The organism is Rahnella selenatireducens, assembly GCF_046449555.1.
Classification (GTDB): domain Bacteria; phylum Pseudomonadota; class Gammaproteobacteria; order Enterobacterales; family Enterobacteriaceae; genus Rahnella; species Rahnella selenatireducens.
The window spans coordinates 419398-440985 of sequence record NZ_JBKEZJ010000001.1 but is presented as its reverse complement, the minus strand read 5'-3'; the positions used below and the strand labels follow the sequence as shown (position 1 = coordinate 440985).

The 21588-nt window shown below is 52.5% G+C and carries 17 protein-coding genes; 8 read left to right on the top strand and 9 right to left on the bottom strand.

The genetic code is table 11. The features are described from left to right. Positions 1-51: 51 nt before the first annotated feature. From nagC to nagB, 3 genes are all read right to left on the bottom strand, one after another. Positions 52-1275, bottom strand: a complete 1224-nt coding sequence (nagC, locus tag ACLBVC_RS02130) for a DNA-binding transcriptional regulator NagC (protein WP_410147814.1) — start codon at positions 1273-1275, stop codon at positions 52-54. A gap of 20 nt (positions 1276-1295) precedes the next feature. Further along, positions 1296-2435 carry an N-acetylglucosamine-6-phosphate deacetylase gene (nagA, locus tag ACLBVC_RS02125; RefSeq protein WP_410148078.1) on the bottom strand — a complete coding sequence of 380 codons (1140 nt, stop codon included), beginning with the start codon at positions 2433-2435 and terminating at the stop codon, positions 1296-1298. Positions 2436-2584: 149 nt separating this feature from the next. Further along, a complete protein-coding gene (gene nagB / locus ACLBVC_RS02120; protein ID WP_152326454.1) occupies positions 2585-3385 on the bottom strand; it encodes a glucosamine-6-phosphate deaminase in 801 nt (266 codons plus the stop codon). Between the two features lie 487 nt (positions 3386-3872). On the opposite strand from nagB, the gene nagE reads away from it, so the two are divergent. From nagE to chiQ, 4 genes are all read left to right on the top strand, one after another. Continuing rightward, on the top strand, positions 3873-5819 hold the full coding sequence (nagE, locus tag ACLBVC_RS02115) for a PTS N-acetyl glucosamine transporter subunit IIABC (protein WP_410147813.1): 1947 nt from the start codon (positions 3873-3875) through the stop codon (positions 5817-5819). A gap of 191 nt (positions 5820-6010) precedes the next feature. Beyond that, positions 6011-7681, top strand: a complete 1671-nt coding sequence (glnS, locus tag ACLBVC_RS02110; protein ID WP_410147811.1) for a glutamine--tRNA ligase — start codon at positions 6011-6013, stop codon at positions 7679-7681. Between the two features lie 466 nt (positions 7682-8147). Then, positions 8148-9560: a chitoporin ChiP gene (gene chiP / locus ACLBVC_RS02105; RefSeq protein ID WP_410148077.1), complete on the top strand. Its 1413-nt coding sequence runs from the start codon at positions 8148-8150 to the stop codon at positions 9558-9560. Between the two features lie 13 nt (positions 9561-9573). Beyond that, complete coding sequence (chiQ, locus tag ACLBVC_RS02100; RefSeq protein WP_410147809.1) at positions 9574-9915, top strand: ChiQ/YbfN family lipoprotein; 342 nt, start codon at positions 9574-9576, stop codon at positions 9913-9915. Between the two features lie 140 nt (positions 9916-10055). Here chiQ and fur read toward each other — a convergent pair whose 3' ends face one another. Both fur and fldA read right to left on the bottom strand, forming a co-directional pair. After that, positions 10056-10511 (bottom strand): ferric iron uptake transcriptional regulator, encoded by a 456-nt coding sequence (gene fur, locus ACLBVC_RS02095; protein ID WP_152326459.1) that lies wholly within the window; start codon positions 10509-10511, stop codon positions 10056-10058. A gap of 315 nt (positions 10512-10826) precedes the next feature. Continuing rightward, positions 10827-11354, bottom strand: coding sequence for a flavodoxin FldA (gene fldA, locus ACLBVC_RS02090; protein ID WP_410147808.1), 528 nt, complete (start codon positions 11352-11354; stop codon positions 10827-10829). A gap of 410 nt (positions 11355-11764) precedes the next feature. Here fldA and ACLBVC_RS02085 point away from each other — a divergent pair, with 410 nt between their 5' ends. Further along, positions 11765-13429 (top strand): methyl-accepting chemotaxis protein, encoded by a 1665-nt coding sequence (locus ACLBVC_RS02085; protein ID WP_410147807.1) that lies wholly within the window; start codon positions 11765-11767, stop codon positions 13427-13429. 65 nt (positions 13430-13494) lie between these two features. Here ACLBVC_RS02085 and ybfE read toward each other — a convergent pair whose 3' ends face one another. Both ybfE and ybfF read right to left on the bottom strand, forming a co-directional pair. Then, positions 13495-13776 (bottom strand): LexA regulated protein, encoded by a 282-nt coding sequence (ybfE, locus tag ACLBVC_RS02080; protein WP_104924773.1) that lies wholly within the window; start codon positions 13774-13776, stop codon positions 13495-13497. Positions 13777-14031: 255 nt separating this feature from the next. Next, on the bottom strand, positions 14032-14820 hold the full coding sequence (gene ybfF, locus ACLBVC_RS02075; RefSeq protein WP_410148075.1) for an esterase: 789 nt from the start codon (positions 14818-14820) through the stop codon (positions 14032-14034). A 242-nt stretch (positions 14821-15062) separates the two neighbouring features. Between ybfF and seqA the strand changes: the two genes are divergently transcribed. From seqA to ACLBVC_RS02060, 3 genes are all read left to right on the top strand, one after another. Beyond that, entirely contained in the window at positions 15063-15617 is a 555-nt protein-coding gene (seqA, locus tag ACLBVC_RS02070; RefSeq protein ID WP_410147806.1) for a replication initiation negative regulator SeqA, read from the top strand. A gap of 25 nt (positions 15618-15642) precedes the next feature. Further along, entirely contained in the window at positions 15643-17286 is a 1644-nt protein-coding gene (pgm, locus tag ACLBVC_RS02065) for a phosphoglucomutase (alpha-D-glucose-1,6-bisphosphate-dependent) (RefSeq protein WP_410147805.1), read from the top strand. A 172-nt stretch (positions 17287-17458) separates the two neighbouring features. Continuing rightward, positions 17459-18199, top strand: coding sequence for a PadR family transcriptional regulator (locus tag ACLBVC_RS02060; protein WP_410147804.1), 741 nt, complete (start codon positions 17459-17461; stop codon positions 18197-18199). On the opposite strand, the gene kdpE is transcribed toward ACLBVC_RS02060, so the two are convergent. Further along, entirely contained in the window at positions 18189-18878 is a 690-nt protein-coding gene (gene kdpE, locus ACLBVC_RS02055; RefSeq protein ID WP_410147803.1) for a two-component system response regulator KdpE, read from the bottom strand. The two genes, ACLBVC_RS02060 and kdpE, sit on opposite strands and share 11 nt — an antisense overlap. Next, entirely contained in the window at positions 18875-21577 is a 2703-nt protein-coding gene (gene kdpD, locus ACLBVC_RS02050) for a two-component system sensor histidine kinase KdpD (RefSeq protein ID WP_410147802.1), read from the bottom strand. The genes kdpE and kdpD overlap by 4 nt, the downstream gene beginning before the upstream one ends. Positions 21578-21588: the final 11 nt, after the last annotated feature.

Sequence of the window (21588 nt, the reverse complement as noted above, 5' to 3'; positions counted from 1 at the left end):
CAAACCCACATTTTCAGCCCCATTCCTGGCAGCCCATTACTATAGCACGTCTTAATTTTCCATCAGGCGCTGCAACAGAACGCCATTCAGCATAGCCCGTTTGACCAGTGCGAAAGCGCCAATTGCGGACTGATGGTTAAGTGCTGACGTCACAACCGGTAAATTGCGGCGGAAGTCTTTTAAAACCTGTGCATTAATGCAGTTTTGGATTGCAGGCAGCAGGACTTTATCCGCTTCGGTAATTTCACCGGCGATCACCACTTTTTGCGGATTAAACAGGTTAATGGCAATGGAAACGGCTTTGCCGAGCTGGCGGCCGACGTGGTCAATCACTTCTGTTGCCAGCGCGTCATGGCGATTAGCGGCCTTACAGATAGCAGAAATAGAGCAATCATTCAGGCTGAGTTTGCTGGCGTAGCCTTGCGTAAGCAGATTACGCACACGATTTTCGATAGCGGCATTCGCGGCGACGGTTTCCAGACAGCCGAAGTTGCCGCAATGGCACCGTTCGCCCAGCGGGTCGATCTGAATGTGGCCAATTTCACCCACGTTGCCGTTACTGCCGAGGAAAATCTGGCCGTTAACGATAATTCCGGCGCCGGTACCACGGTGAAGACGAACCAAAATGGAGTCCTGACAGTCGCGGGTTGCCCCGAAATAGTGCTCGGCGAGAGCCAGACTGCGGATATCGTGGCCGACAAAACTGGTGACTTTGAATCTGGCTTCCAGCGCATCCACTAATTTCCACGCGCCGACGCTGATATGCGGCATGTAACGGACGATACCTTTATTGGGATCGACCAGGCCCGGCAAGATCACGGAAATGGCAATCAGCTCGCGAATTTTGCGCTGATTCAGCTCGATAAATTGTGCGATTGCCTCAAATAAGGCGTTCTCAAGCGTTTCCTGAGTGCGTTCGGGCAGAGAATAGTGCTGTTCGGCCAGTGACTTAGCGCTGAGATCGTAGAGCGTGATGGTCGCGTCATGGCGACCAAGACGAACGGCAATGGTATGAAAAGGGCGGGTTTCCGTGATGATGGAAATGGCGCGGCGACCTCCGGTGGAAGCCTGCTGCTCCACTTCTTTGATCAGCCCGCGCTCAAGTAACTGTCGGGTAATTTTGGTAACACTGGCGGGCGCTAACTGGCTCATGTCGGCGATTTGAATACGCGAAATGGGCCCTTGTTGGTCAATCAGGCGGTAAACCGCCGCGCCGTTTAACTGCTTAACCAGATCAACGTTGCCGATTTGTGCCTGCTGTCCGCCAGTTGTCATCAATGCTGTTATCCGCTCAATTAAACTTCGTCACCATTAACGATAGTTTTTGTGATTTTAAAATCATGAGTGAACGCGGTGAGGTTGGCAACTTTGCCTGCTTCAATGCTGCCCAGCTGGCCGTCGAGGCCAATCGCGCGGGCCGGATAAAGCGATGCCATACGCAACGTTTCATCGAGTGCAATGCCGACATGTTCGACGCTGTTTTGAACTGCTTCGATCATGGTCAGCGCAGAGCCGCTCAGTGTTCCGTTTTCGTCCACACAGAGTCCGTCACGGTAGTATATTGTTTTACCGGCAAAAATGAACTCATCAATATTTGCACCCGCTGGCGCAGTGGCGTCGGTGACCAGCACCAGTTTCTCGCCTTTGAGCTTTTTCGCGTTGCGAATATTGGCGTAGTCGACGTGCAAACCGTCCGCAATCACCCCGGTATACACTTCCGGTGTATCGAAGATTGCACCAATAAGGCCAGGCTGACGACCTGTAATCGCCGGCATTGCATTATAAAGGTGCGTTGCGAAGGTGATACCGGCCGCAAAACCGGCGCGGGCTTCGGCATACGTCGAATTGGAATGGCCTGCGGAAATCACAATACCGGCAGCGCGCAGCTGGCGGATATAGCGGGCTTCAACCTGTTCCGGCGCAAGCGTCAGCTGCGTGATGACATCGGCGTTTTCACACAGAAAATCAATCATGGCGTCGTCAGGCTTACGGATAAAGGCCGGATTGTGAGTGCCTTTTTTCAACGGGCTCAGATACGGGCCTTCAAGATGTAGGCCCAGCGCCTGATTCGGATACTTTTCCAGATACGTGCGCATTACGCTGACGCCGTGTTTCATGTAGTCATCGCTACAGGTGATCAGCGTAGGTAAAAAACTGGTACAGCCGGATTTTTCGTTGGCTTTCTGCATGATTTCTAACGTTTCTACGGAAATCGCTTCCAGTGAATCGTTGAACTGCACGCCGCCACAACCATTAAGTTGCAGGTCGATAAATCCGGGGGCAAGAATGGTACCGTCCAGATCGCGGGTTTCCACATTGTCCGGCAGCTCGCTGACCGCGCAGACACGTTCGATTTTGCCATCGGCAATCACGACCGCATGGTTATCCAGAACGTCGTGGCCGGTATAGATCCGGCCATTAATTAATGCGTACATCATGCCCCCTCGTTCGCTTGCCCTTCTCCAGTCACGCTGCTGCTGCTTTGGCTGCCTTACTCACATCGGTCACTTACTTCAGTAAGCTCCCGGAGATTCGCTTCGTTGCCGCCTTGCTGCAACGCGACTGGCTTTGGGCATAAATTTTGTTAAAGGTTTTTCATATTTTCCGCTTCTAACTCGCGGAAATATTTAACAGTTTTGACTTTCAGTTCCATGGTGGACGGCTCGTCACACACCATAACGGCTTTTGCATGCAATTGCAGGCAACTAATTGTCCACATGTGGTTAATGTTCCCTTCGACGGCGGCTTCAAGTGCTTGCGCCTTCGCGTGGCCAGTCACGAGAATCATCACTTCTTCTGCATCAAGCAGTGTGCCTACGCCAACGGTCAGGGCGTATTTTGGCACCTGAGAGACGTCATTGTCGAAGAAACGGGAGTTCGCGATGCGGGTTTCGTGTGTCAGGGTTTTGATACGGGTGCGGGAAGCCAGTGAAGACGCGGGTTCGTTGAAGGCAATGTGACCGTCGTTGCCCACGCCACCCATGAACAGGTGAATTTTACCGTAAGACTTAATTTTGGCTTCGTACTGACGACATTCTTCGTTGACGTCTGGTGCATTACCATTCAGCAGATTGATGTTTTCGCGTGGAATATCAACGTGATCAAAGAAGTTTTTGTACATGAACGTATGATAGCTCTCAGGGTGTTCCTGCGGTAAGCCAACATATTCGTCCATGTTGAAGGTTACGACGTTCTTGAAGCTAACCTGGCCTGCTTTATGCATGGCGATTAAATGTTTGTAAGCTTCAAGTGGTGTGCCACCGGTAGGTAAGCCCAGAATGAACGGACGGTCGGCAGTGGGTTTGAAGGCGTTAATACGCTCAACGATATGACGTGCTGCCCATTTGCCAACTTCAGTGGTGGTGTTTAAAGGAATAAGTCTCATCACGTACCTCTAGTTTCAGAATATTGAATATACTGTTGATATCCTTTGTCCTTGACGCTGCAGATGCGTTGGCTGCTCTCACTCACCCGAATCACTTACCTGTGTAAGCTCATCGGGATTCACTCGATTGCCGCCTTCCTGCAACGTCAATGACTGCGGATATACGGAGTCAAAGTAAAAACTAAGTTCGTCAGTTCAAAGGCGGTCATGTTAAGCGTAAACCACCGTGACGGTTTGTGGCTGGCACAATGCCGTCTAGATTTTTTTAATGATAAAATAAGTTTTGTGTGTTGACCAGCATGATGGCATGTTATGACCTCTTTTTGGTGATAATAATCACAAAAATAGAGGTTTTAATTTGCGATACGAAATAATCTTTTTACACTCGCAAAGCAGTTGGTTAAATCGGAACGGTAAGTGAGTAAAGGTAGTAACCATACTAATTAAACTACTTAGGTGATTCGCCTGGCGGCGGATAGGGGGAAATGTGAATATTCTTGGATTCTTTCAGCGTTTAGGCAGAGCACTCCAGCTGCCGATAGCCGTGCTACCGGTCGCTGCGTTACTGCTGCGTTTCGGTCAGCCTGATCTTCTTAATATGCCGTTCATCGCGCAAGCCGGTGGCGGGATCTTCGATAACCTGGCCCTGATTTTTGCTATTGGTGTGGCATCAAGCTGGTCTAAAGACAACGCGGGTGCTGCGGCACTGGCGGGTGGTATCGGTTATTTCATTCTGACCAAAGCGATGATTACCATCAACCCGGCCGTCAACATGGGCGTTCTGGCAGGTATCATCACCGGTCTGGTCGGTGGTATGGTTTACAACCGCTGGTCTGATATCAAACTTCCTGATTTCCTGAGCTTCTTCGGTGGGAAACGTTTCGTTCCTATCGCAACCGGCTTCTTCTGTCTGATTCTGGCCGCGATCTTCGGTTACGTCTGGCCTCCGGTGCAGGATGCAATCCGCGCAGGTGGTGAGTGGATCGTAGGCGCTGGCGCATTCGGTGCGGGTATCTTCGGTTTCGTAAACCGTTTGCTGATCCCAACCGGTCTGCATCAGGTTCTGAACACCATCGCATGGTTCCAGATTGGTGATTTCACTAACGCAGCAGGCACCGTATTCCACGGCGACATCAACCGCTTCTACGCGGGTGACGGCACCGCAGGGATGTTCATGTCCGGCTTCTTCCCAATCATGATGTTTGGTCTGCCAGGCGCAGCGTGCGCAATGTACTTCGCAGCACCTAAAGAACGTCGTCCATTGGTGGGCGGTATGCTGGTCTCCGTTGCGGTGACTGCATTCCTGACCGGTGTGACCGAGCCGTTAGAATTCCTGTTCATGTTCCTTGCTCCGCTGCTGTATTTAGTACACGCCATCCTGACCGGGATCAGCCTGTACGTTGCAACTGCGCTGGGTATCCACGCTGGCTTCTCCTTCTCTGCCGGTGCGATTGACTACGCGTTGATGTACAACCTGCCGGCGGCAAGTAAAAACGTCTGGATGTTGCTGGTGATGGGCGTTGTGTTCTTCGTCATCTACTTTGTACTGTTCAGCGTAATTATCCGCATGTTCAACCTGAAAACGCCAGGCCGTGAAGACGATGCCGACCATATCGGTGAGCCGGAAGCGAACAGCAATACTGAAGAAGGTCTGAACCAACTGGCCGTGAGCTACATCAGCGCACTGGGCGGTTCTGATAACTTCAAAGGTATTGATGCCTGTATTACCCGCCTGCGTCTGAACGTGAAAGATGCCGGTACAGTTGATGATGCAGCCTGCAAACGTCTGGGGGCGTCCGGTATTGTTCGTCTGAACAAACAAAGCATTCAGGTTATCGTCGGTGCAAAAGCGGAATCTCTGGCAGATGCCATGAAGAAAGTGATGGCGCGTGGCCCGGTTGCGGCAGGCAGCGCAGCAGCGCCCGTCGTTGTGAAGGCGGCTCCACAAGCGGTGCCAAACAGCGTTAAAACCGTGGTTGAAACGCTGGTTGCTCCGGTCACGGGTGACATCGTGGCGCTGGATCAGGTGCCGGACGAAGCCTTCGCCAGCAAAGCGGTAGGCGATGGTGTCGCGATTCGTCCGACGGATAAAACAGTCGTCGCTCCGGCTGCGGGTACCGTGGTGAAAATCTTCAACACCAACCATGCGTTCTGCCTGGAAACCACTTCCGGTGCTGAAATCGTGGTGCACATGGGGATCGACACCGTTGCACTCAACGGTCAGGGCTTTACCCGCCTGGTTGAAGAAGGCGCAACGGTCACTACCGGTCAGCCTGTACTGGAACTGGATCTGGCTTACCTGAACGCTAACGCGCGCTCAATGATTAGCCCGGTTGTGGTCAGCAACATCGATGATTACACCGGTGTGATTTCACTGGCCAGCGGTTCAGTCGTCGCCGGTCAGACCAAACTGTTTGAGATTCAGGGTAAATAATTTCCTGACGCCGATTCAGTTGAGTTAGGTCTTAGCGGGAAGAGAGCAATCTCTTCCCGTTTTTTATTGCTTACGGACACGCGGTATGCAGATAACCACGATTTTATGCAAGTAACGGTTGTTTCCCGACGTGGCTTGTTGGAACATAACAGGTTATCTGTAGAGTCAATGTTGCGTAGAGGAATTGCACAATGAGTGAGGCTGAAGCCCGCCCAACAAATTTTATCCGTCAGATTATTGATGAAGATCTGGCGACCGGGAAGCACAATACCGTTCATACCCGTTTCCCGCCCGAGCCTAATGGTTATCTGCATATCGGCCATGCGAAGTCTATCTGCCTGAACTTCGGTATTGCGCAAGACTATCAGGGGCAGTGCAACCTGCGTTTTGACGATACTAACCCGGCAAAAGAAGACATCGAATTCGTTGAGTCGATCAAACACGACGTCCAGTGGTTAGGTTTCGGCTGGAGTGGTGATATTCACTATTCTTCTGACTACTTCGACCAACTGCACGGCTATGCGCTGGAGCTGATCAACAAAGGTCTGGCTTACGTTGACGAACTGTCTCCGGATGCAATCCGCGAATACCGTGGCTCGCTGACGTCTCCGGGCAAAAACAGCCCGTACCGCGATCGCAGCGTAGAAGAAAACATCGCGCTGTTCGAAAAAATGCGCAACGGTGAATTCGCTGAAGGCGCAGCGTGTCTGCGTGCAAAAATCGATATGGCGTCGCCGTTCTTCGTGATGCGCGATCCGGTTATCTACCGTATTAAGTTTGCGGAACACCATCAGACTGGCAAAAAATGGTGCATCTACCCGATGTATGATTTCACCCACTGCATTTCCGATGCGCTGGAAGGGATCACCCATTCGCTGTGCACGCTGGAATTCCAGGACAACCGTCGTCTTTACGACTGGGTTCTCGATAACATCACCATCCCTTGCCATCCGCGGCAATACGAGTTCTCCCGTCTGAATCTCGAATATTCCATCATGTCCAAGCGTAAGCTGAACCTGCTGGTGACGGATAAAATCGTAGAAGGCTGGGACGATCCGCGTATGCCGACTGTTTCTGGATTGCGTCGTCGTGGCTACACCGCTGCTTCCATACGTGAATTCTGCCGCCGTATCGGCGTGACGAAACAGGACAACAACGTCGAAATGATGGCGCTGGAATCTTGTATCCGTGACGATCTGAACGAAAACGCACCGCGCGCCATGGCCGTCATCAATCCGGTTAAAGTGATCATTGAGAACTTTACCGGTGAAGATGTGCAAATGGTGAAAATGCCTAATCATCCGAACAAACCGGAGATGGGTACCCGCGAAGTGCCGTTCACCCGTGAGATTTATATCGATCAGGCTGATTTCCGCGAAGAAGCGAACAAGCAATACAAACGTCTGGTGCTGGGTAAAGAAGTTCGTCTGCGCAATGCGTATGTCATCAAAGCGGAACGCATTGAGAAAGATGCCGAAGGTAATGTGACGACGATCTTCTGCTCATACGACATCGAAACGCTGAGCAAAGATCCTGCCGATGGCCGCAAGGTGAAAGGTGTGATCCACTGGGTTTCCGCTACTGAAGGTAAACCGGCGGAATTCCGTCTGTATGACCGTCTGTTCAGCGTGGCAAACCCGGGCCAGGCAGAAGACTTCCTGACCACGATCAACCCGGAATCCCTGGTGATCGCGCACGGTTTCGTTGAGCCTTCTCTGGTGGCTGCACAGGCTGAAATCAGCCTGCAGTTCGAACGTGAAGGTTACTTCTGTGCTGACAGCCGTTATTCCAGCGTTGAAAATCTGGTCTTCAACCGTACCGTTGGCCTGCGTGATACCTGGGAATCTAAACCCGTCGCGTAAGTCACCGATGAATGATTGCTAAACGCAGCTCCGGCTGCGTTTTTTTATGTCAGAAATTCACGGAATTTTCTTTTTCATCGCGAATTAATGCATTTTTCATGTTTACTTTTTAGACTCTTCTTTCCGAATATCAGAGTGCTGAAACGTTTAAATTAATACGTTTTTTCCTTAATTAACTGTTTTAGTTATTGATTACCAGAGTCCACTGATTTGAACCTTCGCATTCCTTGTTTGTTACACTTTTTCATCTTTATGTGCACTTTGTCATACTTCAGCCATCAGGGTTTAATTACCCATTGATAATTCGCGTCGCGAAAAATACTCTTAATCCTGCTTTATACGGTTGCGCCTCTGGCGGCCGCTTTTAATACCCGTTTGGGTTTTGCACGTTTTTTAGTCAAAATGAGGAATTTCTATGCACAAGCACCTTAACAGGGGCAGGGGATCGGCTTACCTGAAACCTGTGATGTACACGCTGGCTGGCACTTTATTGGGCGGCGGAATGATGTTTCCTGAAGAGGCCAGAGCGGCTGGCTTTATTGATGATTCGACGCTGACCGGCGGTGTGTATTACTGGCAGCGCGAACGCGACCGCAAAGATTTGAACAAAACGAAAGAAGAAACCCGCCCTGACGGCACAAAAGTCACGGTGAATAATCCCGATTACGATAAATATGCCACCAACCTTTCACACGCGACCGCCAACCTGAACCTTGATTTCTCTTCCGGCTACGCCTGGGACATGTTCGGTATCGATCTCGCCGCATTTACCGCGATCGAATTAGCCGAAGCCAGCGACAGCGGTCACCCGAACGAAATCGCGTTCTCCTCTAAAAACCATGCGTATGACGAAGACTACTCCGGTGATAAAGGCGGCGTCAGCCTCTACAAAGCGGCCGGTAAATTCAAATATGGCGGATTCTGGGGCCATGCCGGTTACATTCAGCCCACTGGACAAACGCTGATCGCCCCGCACTGGAGCTTTATGCCGGGTACCTATCGCGGTGCCGAAGCCGGGTATAAACATGATTTTGGCGATCCGGGCGAACTGAGTTTCTCCTACATGTGGGCGGATGAATACAAATCGCCGTGGCATCTGGAAATGGATGATTTCCGCCAGAACGACAAGAAAACCGGTGTTTCCTATATACACTCGCTGGGTGCGAAATACGACTTCAAAAATGATCTCGTGCTGGAAGCGGCCTTCGGTCAGGCAGAAAGTTACGTCGATCAATACTTCGCCAAAGCGTCGTACAAAATTGATCTGATGGGCAATCCGCTCACTACCAGCTACCAGTTCTATGGCGCGGAAGATCGTATCAGCAACCAGAACGATCCCAACAGTCTGTATGACGGTTTGGCCTGGTTGCAGGCATTGACTTTCGGTTACACCACCGGTCAGTTCAACTGGCGTCTGGAAGGGACAATGGTCAAAGCTGAGGGAAATCAGGGTTATTTTTTACAACGCATGACCCCAACGTATTCTTCTTCTAACGGACGTCTTGATGTGTGGTGGGACAACCGTTCTGACTTCAACGCTAACGGCGAAAAAGCGGTTTACGCCGGTGTGTTATACGACCTGGCGAAATGGGATCTGCCGGGCTTCGCAGTGGGCGGTTCTTATGTTTATGCGTGGGATGCCAAACCGAGTACCAATCCAATCTATGATCAGAGCCAGCGTCTCAAAGAAAGCGCCTGGAGCCTTGATGCGCTTTACACCATTCAGGAAGGCCGCGCAAAAGGGACGCTGTTCAAACTTCATTACACCCAGTATGACAACCACTCGGATATCCCGAGCTGGGGAGGCGGTTACGGCAACATTTTCCAGGATGAAAAAGACGTGAAATTCATCGTTATCGCTCCATTCACTATTTTCTGAGGATACTAAACCGATGAATAAATTACTGATGATGGTTGTGACTTCCCTGTTACTGGCGGGTTGTGCGCCAACAGCTACGCAAACCGAAAATGCGAAACTGCGTCAGGCGTACAGCAGCTGCATCATTAAAGCAGAAGGCTCGCCGGATAAAGTGGCGTCGTGCCAGACGATCCTTGATGTTCTAAAACAGGAACAGGAGCACAAGCAGTTTGCCGAGCTGGAAACCGTGCGTGTAGTGGATTATCAGCGTTGTCTGACGGCGCGTAAAACCGGCGATGGTCAGGCTTACGCGGCAGACTGTGGCAAAATCTGGCAGGAAATTCGTTCTAACAATTCGCCAAAACCGGTGAATTAACCGGGCGCGAACGCTGCGCACCTATCGCAAGAAAAAACAAACCCCGGCTTGCCGGGGTTTGTTTTTTTATCCGTCGCCTGAATCGCAGGCACAAAAAAACCGCCTTTCAGCGGTTAATTTATTCGGACTGACCGTAGAGATTACTGTGCAGGTTTATCATTGTGCAAAGATTCATCTTCGCGACAATCGCCCGCCTCACAGTGGCCGTACAGATACAGACTGTGGTTGGTCAGTTTGATACCGTGTTTCTTCGCAATCTCGCGCTGACGGCCTTCAATATATTCGTCACGAAATTCAATAACGCGGCCGCAATCCAGGCAGATCAGGTGATCATGGTGATGTTGTTGGGTCAGTTCGAAAACAGACTTGCCGCCTTCGAAGTTATGACGGGTAACGATACCGGCGTCATCAAACTGGTTCAGAACGCGGTAAACCGTCGCCAGGCCAATTTCTTCACCCATATCAATCAGTTGTTTGTACAGATCTTCCGCACTAACGTGATGACCTTCCGGCGCTTGCAGCACTTCCAGGATTTTGAGGCGCGGAAGCGTGACTTTTAAGCCGGCTTTCTTCAGTGCGGTGTTGTTGTCAGTCATGCGGATTCAGTCCTGTTACTATGTGCTAATCAAGTTGAGGCATGCAGCCTGTGGCATCGGCGGCACAAAAATTTGTCGCTTAAGGATTCTTCGCTTTTGAGACGTGTGCCGATCCTCAAAAACGTAGCCTGTTAATAAAGATCACAAAATGCCTGTCACATTCGATAATGCAACGACTTGATCAATAGGAAAACAGATGAGCTCAGTGTACCTTGATACCACTGAAAGTTACAATTTTGTAGCGGTTAAATTGTTAATTTCAGTAATAGTTTGGCCCTTCAATTGTAGAATAAATCCTCAGGGCCAACAGGGTTTTTAGCCAATAATTTCTGAAAGGCTCAGCTCTTCTGTGATCTGTTTGACCCACGTATCAACACGTTCGTTGGTCAGTTCCGGCTGACGGTCTTCGTCAATTGCCAGTCCGATGAAGTGCTTATCATCAGCCAGACCTTTAGACGCTTCGAAGTGATAGCCTTCAGTTGGCCAGTGGCCCACAATCACCGCGCCGCGTGGTTCGATGATGTCACGCACAGTACCCAGCGCATCGCAGAAGTATTCGGCATAGTCTTCCTGATCGCCACAGCCAAACAGCGCGACCAGCTTACCTTCGAAATCTATCTCTTCCAGCGTCGGGAAAAAGTCGTCCCAGTCACACTGCGCTTCACCGTAATACCAGGTTGGAATTCCGATCAGCAAGATATCGAATTTTTCCAGATCCTCTTTGCTGCTCTTCGCAATGTCATGCACCTCTGCAACATCTTTACCCAATTGCTTTTGGATCATTTTCGCGATGTTTTCGGTGTTACCTGTATCGGATCCAAAGAAGATACCTACTACGGCCATAAGATTACCTAACCTCTTGTTCTCAATGAAGTGCTCTGCATTGCAGGCAATAATAACGCAGATGATAGCAAACTCGCGAGGCGGAGAATATGTTTCAGCTCGCCTTCTTAACTGGTGGATAAGTTTATCGGCCAATCTTTTTAAGTGTTATCGCCTTCGTGTGCTTTGAATAACCTCAGGCTTATTGAGGTCAAAAGCAAAATTAAGAAATATGTTCTCACAATACTAAATTTTGAGAACAACCCGCCGATAGATGAAGCGAGAGGAATCTCAACATAATAAAGAAATCGATGCCCGGAGAGGTGTTCAAACATGTCCGGGGGCGAAAGCCTGCTGGCTACCTGTCTTGATTCTCCGCATCCCCGTCAATCCTCAGACCAGAAACAACCTTGTTTCGAGAGAGGCATATCGTGCAGTTTTTAAAAAATATCACCATCAGGGCCGCATTATTAACGATTTTAGGCATTTTCTGCGTCATGTGGGCAGGTGTCTCCCTTTACACCGTTACCTCACTGAATACGCTGACACAAAATACGAAGAACAGTACCGAACTGGTCAACAATATGGCGCTGATCAGCAAAGGAAATGATCAGTATTTTCGTACCGTGACACGCTTAAGCCGTGCCGTCTCACAACTTCAGGCCGATCCGTCAAAAGGGCCGGAAATTTTTGATACGGCAAAGCAATCCCTCGATGGCCTTTCTCAGGCACTGGCGAGTTTCAAAACGGCTCCGCATCCGGGGCTGGATGAGGCTTCGGTTCAGGAACTGGTCTCCAGTTGGGAGAGTCTGGTTACGCAGGGCGTTACGCCGTTGTATGCGGCGGCCGTCGGCAAAAATTTCGATGCCTATAATCAGCTCTCAAACGATGCTGTTCCTGCCCTGAGCCGTAACTTTGGTGTGTCCATGACCAAAGTCAGCGGGCAGATTGCAGTCGATTTTGAAGCAGCGCAGACCAAATCTAACCATCTGACTTATTACAGCAAAGTTATTCTGCTGACGGCTTTTTCTCTCGGCCTGCTTATTTTGCTGCTGACCGACCGTTATCTGGTGATGGCGCTGGTGAAACCGCTGGATAAAATTCGCGATCACTTCGCCGTGATTGCAAGCGGCGACCTGACGCATTACCTGGAAGAGTTCGGCAAAAACTGTGCGGGTAAATTGATTCCGCTGCTCAACGTGATGCAGTCCAGTCTGGAAAATACCGTTCAGACCATCCGCAATTGCACCAACCACATCTATCAGGGCGCGTCAGAAATCTCAGCCGGGAATAACGATCTGTCTTCCCGTACCGAAGAACAGGCATCCGCACTGGAAGAAACGGCAGCCAGTATGGAAGAGCTGACGGCCACGGTAAAACACAATGCGGACAACGCGCATCACGCGAGCCAGCTGGTGATGGAAGCGTCTTCTACCGCGCAGAAGGGCGGTAACATTGTGGCTGACGTCGTCAGCACCATGAAAGATATCTCAGGCAGCTCGAAGAAAATTGCGGAAATCACTTCTGTTATCAACAGCATTGCCTTCCAGACCAATATTCTGGCGCTGAATGCCGCGGTAGAAGCTGCGCGCGCAGGCGAGCAGGGGCGTGGTTTTGCGGTGGTCGCCAGTGAAGTGCGTAACCTGGCACAGCGCAGTGCGCAGGCGGCGAAAGAAATCGAATCGCTGATTAGCGAATCCGTTTCCCGCGTTGACAGCGGCTCTAAACTGGTAGAAAACGCCGGGCAGACAATGAACGAAGTGGTGCGCTCAATTACGCATGTCACCGATATCATGGCGGAAATCGCTTCGGCGTCTGATGAGCAGAGCAAAGGCATCAGCCAGGTTGCCGTTGCGGTGACACAAATGGACAGCGTAACGCAGCAAAACGCCGCTCTGGTGGAAGAAGCTTCGCATGCCGCGGTCTCTCTGGAAGAGCAGGCTTCATTACTGAACAACGCTGTTGCGACGTTCAAACTCAAAGACAGCATCACGAATGTCGGAAAACGACCCGCGAGCGCGGTTTCTCAGCCGTTGTTACGGCCTGCAACCGGTGTAATGACATCGAAAAGCAGTGAAAACTGGGAAACGTTCTGAGGTGAGAGTTAAGCAGTAAAAGGTAAGAAAACAGGCGGATAACCGGAAGGTTATCCGCTTTTTTATCAGCCTTCCTGACCGTTAAGATGCGACAGCAACATCTCTTCAATCAGTTCGCTACGACTGATATTGCGTTCTTCTGCCAGCTTATTGAGGGTATCAACAGCATCGGCGTTCATTTTCAGCTCTACGCGACGCAGACCACTCGCTTTATCGCGGCGTAACTGGTTGCGCTTGTTGATCCTGAGCTGTTCATCACGGGAAAGCGGATTAGTTTTTGGACGCCCCGGACGGCGGTCATCTGCGAACAGATCAATCGTCGTGCGATCCAGTTGTTCTTTTGCCATAGGTAGCGGTACAACCAGGGAAGTTTTTACATCGGAAAACGGCAAGCCGATTCCTGACGAGCGTTTCACACATTTCGGGCTAAGAAACCCTGACCCAATTTACCCCCCGCAACTCGACCTGAGTAAAACGGGGCGGCAAAATTATAGCGCGCAATCATACACTGGCGCGCCTGGGGTTCACAACGCTTAATAGCCCTGATTTCATGTTAACTTTCGAAGTTGTGCAGACTTTTTGCACAATTTATCCCCAGGATGTTAAACAGCAGGCGAATCGATGAAACGATGCACAGCGCGCAGGACGGCGTCAGGTTTTTCTGCATGCACCCAATGACCCGCTCCGGCGACCACATAGGCTTTTGCCCGTGGAAACTGTCGGCCAATATCTTCGCGATACGCATCCTGCACATAAGGGGAATCCCCACCGCGGATGAACAACGCCGGGCGATCCCACGCCGGAACTTCCTCCCAGCCGACAATTTTTGCATACTCGCTCAGCAGAACCGGCACATTGAAGCGCCATTCGCCCTGCTGGAAAGATTTCAGCAGAAACTGAATCACGCCATCTTCCTTTATATACTGATGCATACATTCGGTGGCAGAAGTACGGTCGCGCAATCCGGCATCGGTGACGGCGTTAATCGCAGCGAAAATCTCATCGTGACGACGGACGTGATAATCCACCGGCGCAATATCAATGGCGATGAGCTTTTCGATTCTGTCGGGGATGAGAGCCGTCAGCGCCATAGCCGCTTTTCCCCCCATAGAATGGCCAATTACGATGAATTTTTGGAAACCCACTTCATCCAGCGTTTCCATTAAATCCTGCGCCATCGAGGCGTAAGACATCTCCGGTGAACGCCAGGATTGCCCGTGATTACGCAAATCAACTTGCAACACTCTATGCTGTTGTTTCAGGTCGCGGGCGAGCACGCCCAGATTATCAAGGGTTCCGAACAATCCGTGGATCAGGAGAACCGGCAGCGCATCGCTGCCAGCGACTTCAGGTTCATGCACGCGATAATGTAATTTCATGGCGAAGTTCATACAGATAAACAATCTCATTAGGTTATCATGAGTGGCGGATAATTTTTAAAACGGAAAGTTTTCTGCCAGATGCCTGAGCGGGATTTGACTACCGGGAACGAAGCGGGCCGGAGCCAGCATGCAGCAAAATCGGTAAGTAGTCTGGATTTTGCTTCGCGGCGCAATTCCCCTGTTTGTTACTGCGTAGAAATTTGTATAATCCTTTTGAATGAATTTAGTAGAAAAAACAGTACTGGATAAAGATGAAAACTATTGAGGTTGACGAAGAACTCTACCGCTACATTGCCAGCCACACACAAGCCATCGGTGAGAGTGCGTCTGATATTTTGCGCCGTATGTTGAAGTTTACTGCCGGTCAGACCGCTCCTGCCGCGCCAGTAACACCAGTCGTTATTGCTGGAACTGTCGCGCAGGAAAAACCTGTCACCGCTGCCGCGCCGACGTCGCGTGAAAAAGTTCGTGCCGTGCGCGAACTGTTGCTGTCTGACGAATATGCAGAGCAGACCAAAGCGGTTAACCGTTTTATGCTGATCCTGTCGACCTTGTATTGCCTGAACCCAAAAGAATTTGGCGCAGCGACCGAGTCCCTGACCGGCCGCACGCGTACCTATTTTGCCGGTGACCAGCAAACTCTGCTGCAAAACGGCATTCATACCAAACCTAAACACGTTCCCGGAACGCCGTATTGGGTTATTACGAATACCAACACAGGTCGCAAACGCAGCATGATCGAACACATCATGCAGCTCATGCAGTTCCCGGCGGAACTGACTGAAAAAGTGTGCGGCACCCTCTAATTTTCAGCGTCAGGGAGAAACGCCAGTGGCTAATCACCCCCGTGCAGGGCAACCTGCTCAGCAAAGCGATTTGATCAATGTGGCGCAGTTGACGTCACAATATTACGTTCTGCAACCGGACCCGCAAAACCCGGCACATGCCGTGAAATTCGGTACGTCCGGTCACCGTGGCAGTTCGTTGCGTCACAGCTTTAATGAAGCGCATATCCTGGCGATTGCGCAGGCGATTGCTGAAGTGCGTAAAGAGCAGGGCACAACCGGCCCGTGCTACGTGGGGAAAGATACCCACGCTCTGTCCGAACCGGCGTTTATCTCTGTGCTGGAAGTGCTGACGGCCAACGGCGTGGACGTCATTGTGCAGGAAGATAACGGTTTCACCCCGACTCCGGCGGTGTCTCACGCGATTCTGACACACAACCGCAACGTTGGCGCACTGGCCGATGGCATTGTTATCACGCCTTCGCACAACCCACCGGAAGATGGCGGGATTAAATACAACCCGACCAACGGCGGCCCGGCAGATACTAATCTGACGTCTGTGATTGAGAAACGCGCGAACGCATTGCTGGCGGCGAAGCTCGCAGGCGTCAAGCGTCAGTCTTTGGATCTGGCGTGGAAGAGTGGCCATCTGGTGGCGCAGGATCTGGTTCAGCCGTTTATAGAAGGGCTGACCGACATCGTAGACATGGCCGCTATTCAGAAAGCCGGTCTGAAACTGGGTGTAGATCCTCTCGGCGGTTCCGGTATTGAATACTGGAAGCGTATCGCAGAGCATTACAAACTGGATCTGACGCTGGTTAACGACGAAGTTGATCAGACTTTCCGCTTCATGCATCTCGACCACGACGGCGTGATCCGCATGGACTGCTCGTCTGAATCTGCGATGGCCGGCTTGCTGGCGCTGCGTGATAAATTCGATCTGGCCTTTGCAAACGACCCGGATTATGACCGCCACGGTATCGTGACGCCTGCCGGTCTGATGAACCCGAACCATTATCTGGCGGTGGCAATTCAGTACCTGTTCCAGCACCGCCCGCAGTGGGGCAAAGACGTTGCCGTCGGTAAAACGCTGGTATCCAGCGCGATGATCGACCGCGTTGTTGAAGACTTAGGCCGTAAACTGGTTGAAGTCCCGGTTGGTTTCAAATGGTTTGTGGATGGCCTGTTTGACGGTAGCTTTGGTTTTGGTGGCGAAGAAAGTGCAGGGGCTTCTTTCCTGCGTTTCAACGGCACACCGTGGTCTACCGACAAAGACGGGATCATCATGTGCCTGCTGGCGGCAGAAATTACCGCCGTGACCGGTAAAAACCCGCAGGAACATTACAACGAACTGGCTGCCCGTTTCGGCGCGCCAAGCTATAACCGTATTCAGGCGCCTGCGACTCACGCGCAGAAAGCCGCATTGTCCAAACTTTCTCCTGAACAGGTAAAAGCAGACACGCTGGCCGGTGACCCGATCACCGCCCGTCTGACAAACGCTCCGGGTAATGGCGCGTCTATCGGCGGTCTGAAAGTGATGACCAAAAACGGCTGGTTCGCAGCACGTCCTTCCGGTACCGAAGAAGCGTACAAGATCTATTGTGAAAGCTTCCTCGGCGCAGAACACCGCGAACAAATTGAAAAAGAAGCCGTGGAAATCGTCAGCAAAGTTCTCGCTGACGCCAAATAGCACCGTTTCTTAACTGCACTGAAGGCGCTGATTATTCAGCGCTTTTTTTTTGCTCTCAATTTCGATGTAAAAAAGATATATCTAAATGCGCATTCGAACTTGCCAGATCCTGAAATTCGATCTAGTTTAGATATATCGAAATAATTCGATATATCTAAATAGGACATCAACGATGTTTAGCAAAATGTTTGAAGGCCGCCATCGCGGTCACGGTAGCAGAGAAGAAGGGCGTCGCGGTCATTGCCGCCATGAGTCATCTTTTGACGGTCAGAACGGCGATCACAGCGAGCGTCATGCGCTGCGCCGGGACGGTCGTCATCGTGGTGAAGAACGTGGCGAAGGGCGTCGTGGTGAAAGAGGTGAAGGTCGCGGGCGCGGTGAAGGCCGTCGCGGAGATCGTGGTGTGCATCGTCTGTTTGAGCACGGTGATTTACGCCGCGTGCTGCTGGCGCTGGTTGCTAAAAAACCGAGCCACGGTTATGAGCTGATCAAAGCGATTGAAGAAGCGTCTTCCGGCCTGTACGTACCCAGCCCGGGCGTGATTTACCCGACGCTTACGCTGCTCGAAGAACAGGATTTCCTGGAAGCCGTCGCCACCGGCAATGGCCGAAAAAGCTATCAGATTACCGAAGCCGGAAAAACGGAACTGGCGCAACATCAGGCCGCTGTCGATGTAATTTTCGCCCGTCTGGCCGGGGCTTCCCGTCCGCGCGGCAATAATCTGGCAGAAGGTATTCATGAAACCATGCAGCGTCTGAAACACGCCCTGCGCGGAAACATGATGCGCGCCGATATTACGCCGGAGCAGGTCGTGCGCGTGAACGCGATTTTGCAGCAGGCCGCCGGCGATATTGAAGCCGCTTTTGCGGATGAAAAGCCCGACACCGACGCACCGGTTGCCCCTAAGGCATAAAGCGATAACCCACACCGGTTTCCGTCAGCAGATGACGCGGACGGGTGGCATCGGCCTCCAGTTTCTGACGTAAATGCCCCATGTAGATGCGCAGATAGTGGCTGTGTTCGACGTAATTCGGGCCCCAGACGTGGCTCAGTAACTGACGCTGAGTAATGACTTTGCCGCTGTTTGCCAGCAGCTCGGCAAGCAGGCGAAACTCAATCGGCGTCAGATGACAATCTTTACCTTCACGCTGTACGCGGCGGTTGATCAAATCTACCGTAACGTCAGCAAAGGTCACCAGCGGGCTTTCCGGTGAATTTCCCGCATGACGACGCAGCGCCACGCGCACGCGCGCCAGCAGTTCACCGACGCCAAATGGCTTGGTGAGAAAATCATCGGCCCCGGCATCCAGAGCCGCAATCTTATCTTCCTCGCGGGTGCGGGCCGACAACACAATAATCGGGATAGCGCTCCAGTGGCGCAAATCCCGGATGTACGTCAGGCCGTCACCGTCAGGCAAACCGAGATCCAGAATAATCAGATCCGGTTTGCGGGTGCCGGCTTCAATCAGCCCGCGTTGCAACGTTTCACTTTCAAATACCCGCAATCCTTCCGCCTCAAGCGCTGTGCGCACAAAGCGGCGGATTTCTTTCTCGTCTTCCACAATTAAAATATTTACCGGGGATGCGCTCACGTGGCCTCGTCGATGTCAGTGTCCATATCCGTTTCCATCTCAGGCAGTGCTTCCAGCGGAAGCCTGAAGCGGAAACGCGCGCCGCCGTCCGGGCCATTTTCAGCCCAAATACGTCCGTCGTGTACTTCAATAATGGCACGACAAATCGCTAATCCCAAACCCACACCCGGAATTGCCGATTCTTTATTCCCGCGGGCGAATTTCTCGAAAATCGCATGCTCCGCGCCTTCCGGAATTCCCGGCCCGTTATCCCAGACTTCGATTTCCAGCCAGTCGCCGAGCGGCAAGGCTTTGATGCCGATGGTGGCACCGACACCGGCATATTTATGGGCATTTTCCAGCAGATTGATCAGCACCCGTTCGATCAGGCTTGCATCGCAATTGACCAGCACCATTTCGGCAGGCAAATCGATTTTGATCGTATCGTTTGCCAGCACCGGTTCCAGCATACGCAGGGCACTGCCGGTGATTTCCTCGACCGACTGCCACTCTTTGCGCAGATTAAAACCGCCGGACTGAATGCGCGCCATATCCAGCAAATTATTTACCAGCCGCGTGGTGCTCAGCACCTGCTGGCGGATCTGGCTGGCCTGTGGCGCATGTTTCGAGCCTTCGGAGGCCAGATCCAGCGTCAGGATTTCCGCCTGCCCGAACAGCACGGTGAGCGGGGTGCGCAAATCGTGGGAGAGCGCGGAAAGCAGCGAGTTGCGCAATTGTTCACGCTCGGTTTCCAGACGTGACGATTCCGCGCTGGCCGCCAGATGCAGGCGCTCGAGGGCGTTGGCGACAAGCACCGTAAACGTCTGCAAAAGCCGTTGTTGTTCCGGCACCAGAAGCTGACGGATATTCGGCGGCTCAACCGCCAGCAAACCGCGCGATTCGCCCGAGGCCACCAGCGGCAGAAGCTGATACGGCACGCCGGGCAGCGTATCGGTCCCGGCACCGGCGGGCAGTTTTTTATCGAAACTCCAGCGGGCAATCGCGTCATCGACCACAATCGAGGTGATTTCACCAGCCGGTTGCCCCAGTTCACCGTGTTCATCAGGCAGCAAAATGGCCGTTTTGGCGTTCAGGCTGGAGGAAATAAAGTGGCGACTGGTTTGCGCGATCGCTTCCGGCGTCAGCGACTGGCTCAGCCCTTTGGACATCTCATAAAGATGCTGCGCGCGCTTTTCACGATGACGGGCGATGCGCGCCTGATAGCGCACACCGGCGGTCAGATTCCCGATCAAAATCCCGACGATCAGCATCACGCCGAACGTCACCAGATATTGCGCGTCCGTGACGGCCAGCGATCCGCGGGGTTGCACGAAGAACAGATCAAAACTGACGACGTTGATCACAGCCGCCAGCACCGACGGCCAGCGGCCATAAAACAGCGCCACGATCACTACGCCGAGCAAATACACCATCACCAGGTTAGCCTGATCAAACGCGGGCACCAGCCATTGCGAAAGCACGGTGATGATGGCGCATAGCGCGACGGCCAGCGCACATCCGCGGATCTGGCGGCTGAAACGGTCAGCGAAAGTCCGGGGATCCTGCTCTTTTCGGGCTGAACTGACGGGCGTATCTTCCAGACCGACGACAATCAGATCGAGATCAGGCCCGATTTCAGCCAGCTTATCGGCAAAACTGGCGCTGAACCGGCGACGCTTTTCACGGCGGCGGCCAATCATGATCTTGCCCAGACGATGCTCGCGGGCGTAACGCAAAATCGCCTGTTCTTCCTGCGGATCGGACAGTGTGGCGGTTTCGGCGCCGAGTTCCTGCGCCAGCTTCAGGGAATGCAAAATCGCGCGGCGCTGGCTTTCCGGCAATCGGTGCAGGCGTGGCGTTTCGACATACACCGCGTGCCACACGCAGCCCAGACGCGCCGCCATTCGCGAGGCGACGCGGACTAATTTCTCGTTGCCTCCGCCGTGACCGATGCACAACAGCAGCGCATCGCGGGTATGCCAGACGCGGCTGACGCCCTGATCGTCGCGGTATTCCCGCATCTGATCGTCCACTCGGTCGGCGGTGCGGCGCAGGGAAAGTTCGCGCAGGGCGATCAGATTCCCCTTCCGGAAAAAGTGCTCGATGGCGCGTTCGGCCTGGCCGGGGATATAAACCTTGCCTTCTTTCAGGCGCTGACGCAGGGAGTCGGGCGGTAAATCCACCAGCACCACTTCGCTGGCATCATCAAATAAACGGTCGGGCACCGTTTCACGAATAATAATACCGGTCACGCCGCTGACCACGTCGTTCAGGCTTTCGAGATGCTGAACGTTCACCGTGGTAAACACGTCGATACCGGCATCGAGAAGTTCTTCCACATCCTGCCAGCGTTTGGGGTGGCGTGAACCGGCAGCATTACTGTGCGCCAGTTCATCCATCAGGATCAGGGCAGGGCGGCGGGCCAGCGCGGCGTCGAGGTCGAATTCGTAAACCTGACGGCCGCGATGGTGAATGCGTTTCGGGGGAAGCAGTGACAGGCCGGGCAGCAGCATTTGCGTTTCCTGCCGCCCGTGGGTTTCCACCACGCCCACCAGCACGTCGAGGCCGGTGGCGCGCAGACGCTGTGCTTCCTGCAACATGGCGTAGGTTTTCCCGACGCCCGCGCAGGCGCCGAAAAAGACTTTCAGTTGCCCGCGCGGCTTCTCATTGGCGAGTGCCAGTAAGCTGTCGGGATCCGGCCTGTTATCCTCAGTGGTCATAGCGTCCTTAA

Bases quoted from the DNA above. Each gene is read 5' to 3' on its own strand.
- nagC (WP_410147814.1), bottom strand. From the start codon at position 1,275: ATGACAACTGGCGGACAGCAGGCACAAATCGGCAACGTTGATCTGGTT.
- seqA (WP_410147806.1), top strand. From the start codon at position 15,063: ATGAAAACTATTGAGGTTGACGAAGAACTCTACCGCTACATTGCCAGC.
- nagA (WP_410148078.1), bottom strand. From the start codon at position 2,435: ATGTACGCATTAATTAATGGCCGGATCTATACCGGCCACGACGTTCTG.
- ACLBVC_RS02060 (WP_410147804.1), top strand. From the start codon at position 17,459: ATGTTTAGCAAAATGTTTGAAGGCCGCCATCGCGGTCACGGTAGCAGA.
- kdpD (WP_410147802.1), bottom strand. From the start codon at position 21,577: ATGACCACTGAGGATAACAGGCCGGATCCCGACAGCTTACTGGCACTC.
- nagB (WP_152326454.1), bottom strand. From the start codon at position 3,385: ATGAGACTTATTCCTTTAAACACCACCACTGAAGTTGGCAAATGGGCA.
- fldA (WP_410147808.1), bottom strand. From the start codon at position 11,354: ATGGCCGTAGTAGGTATCTTCTTTGGATCCGATACAGGTAACACCGAA.
- ybfF (WP_410148075.1), bottom strand. From the start codon at position 14,820: ATGAACTTCGCCATGAAATTACATTATCGCGTGCATGAACCTGAAGTC.
- fur (WP_152326459.1), bottom strand. From the start codon at position 10,511: ATGACTGACAACAACACCGCACTGAAGAAAGCCGGCTTAAAAGTCACG.
- chiQ (WP_410147809.1), top strand. From the start codon at position 9,574: ATGAATAAATTACTGATGATGGTTGTGACTTCCCTGTTACTGGCGGGT.
- chiP (WP_410148077.1), top strand. From the start codon at position 8,148: ATGTACACGCTGGCTGGCACTTTATTGGGCGGCGGAATGATGTTTCCT.
- glnS (WP_410147811.1), top strand. From the start codon at position 6,011: ATGAGTGAGGCTGAAGCCCGCCCAACAAATTTTATCCGTCAGATTATT.
- ybfE (WP_104924773.1), bottom strand. From the start codon at position 13,776: ATGGCAAAAGAACAACTGGATCGCACGACGATTGATCTGTTCGCAGAT.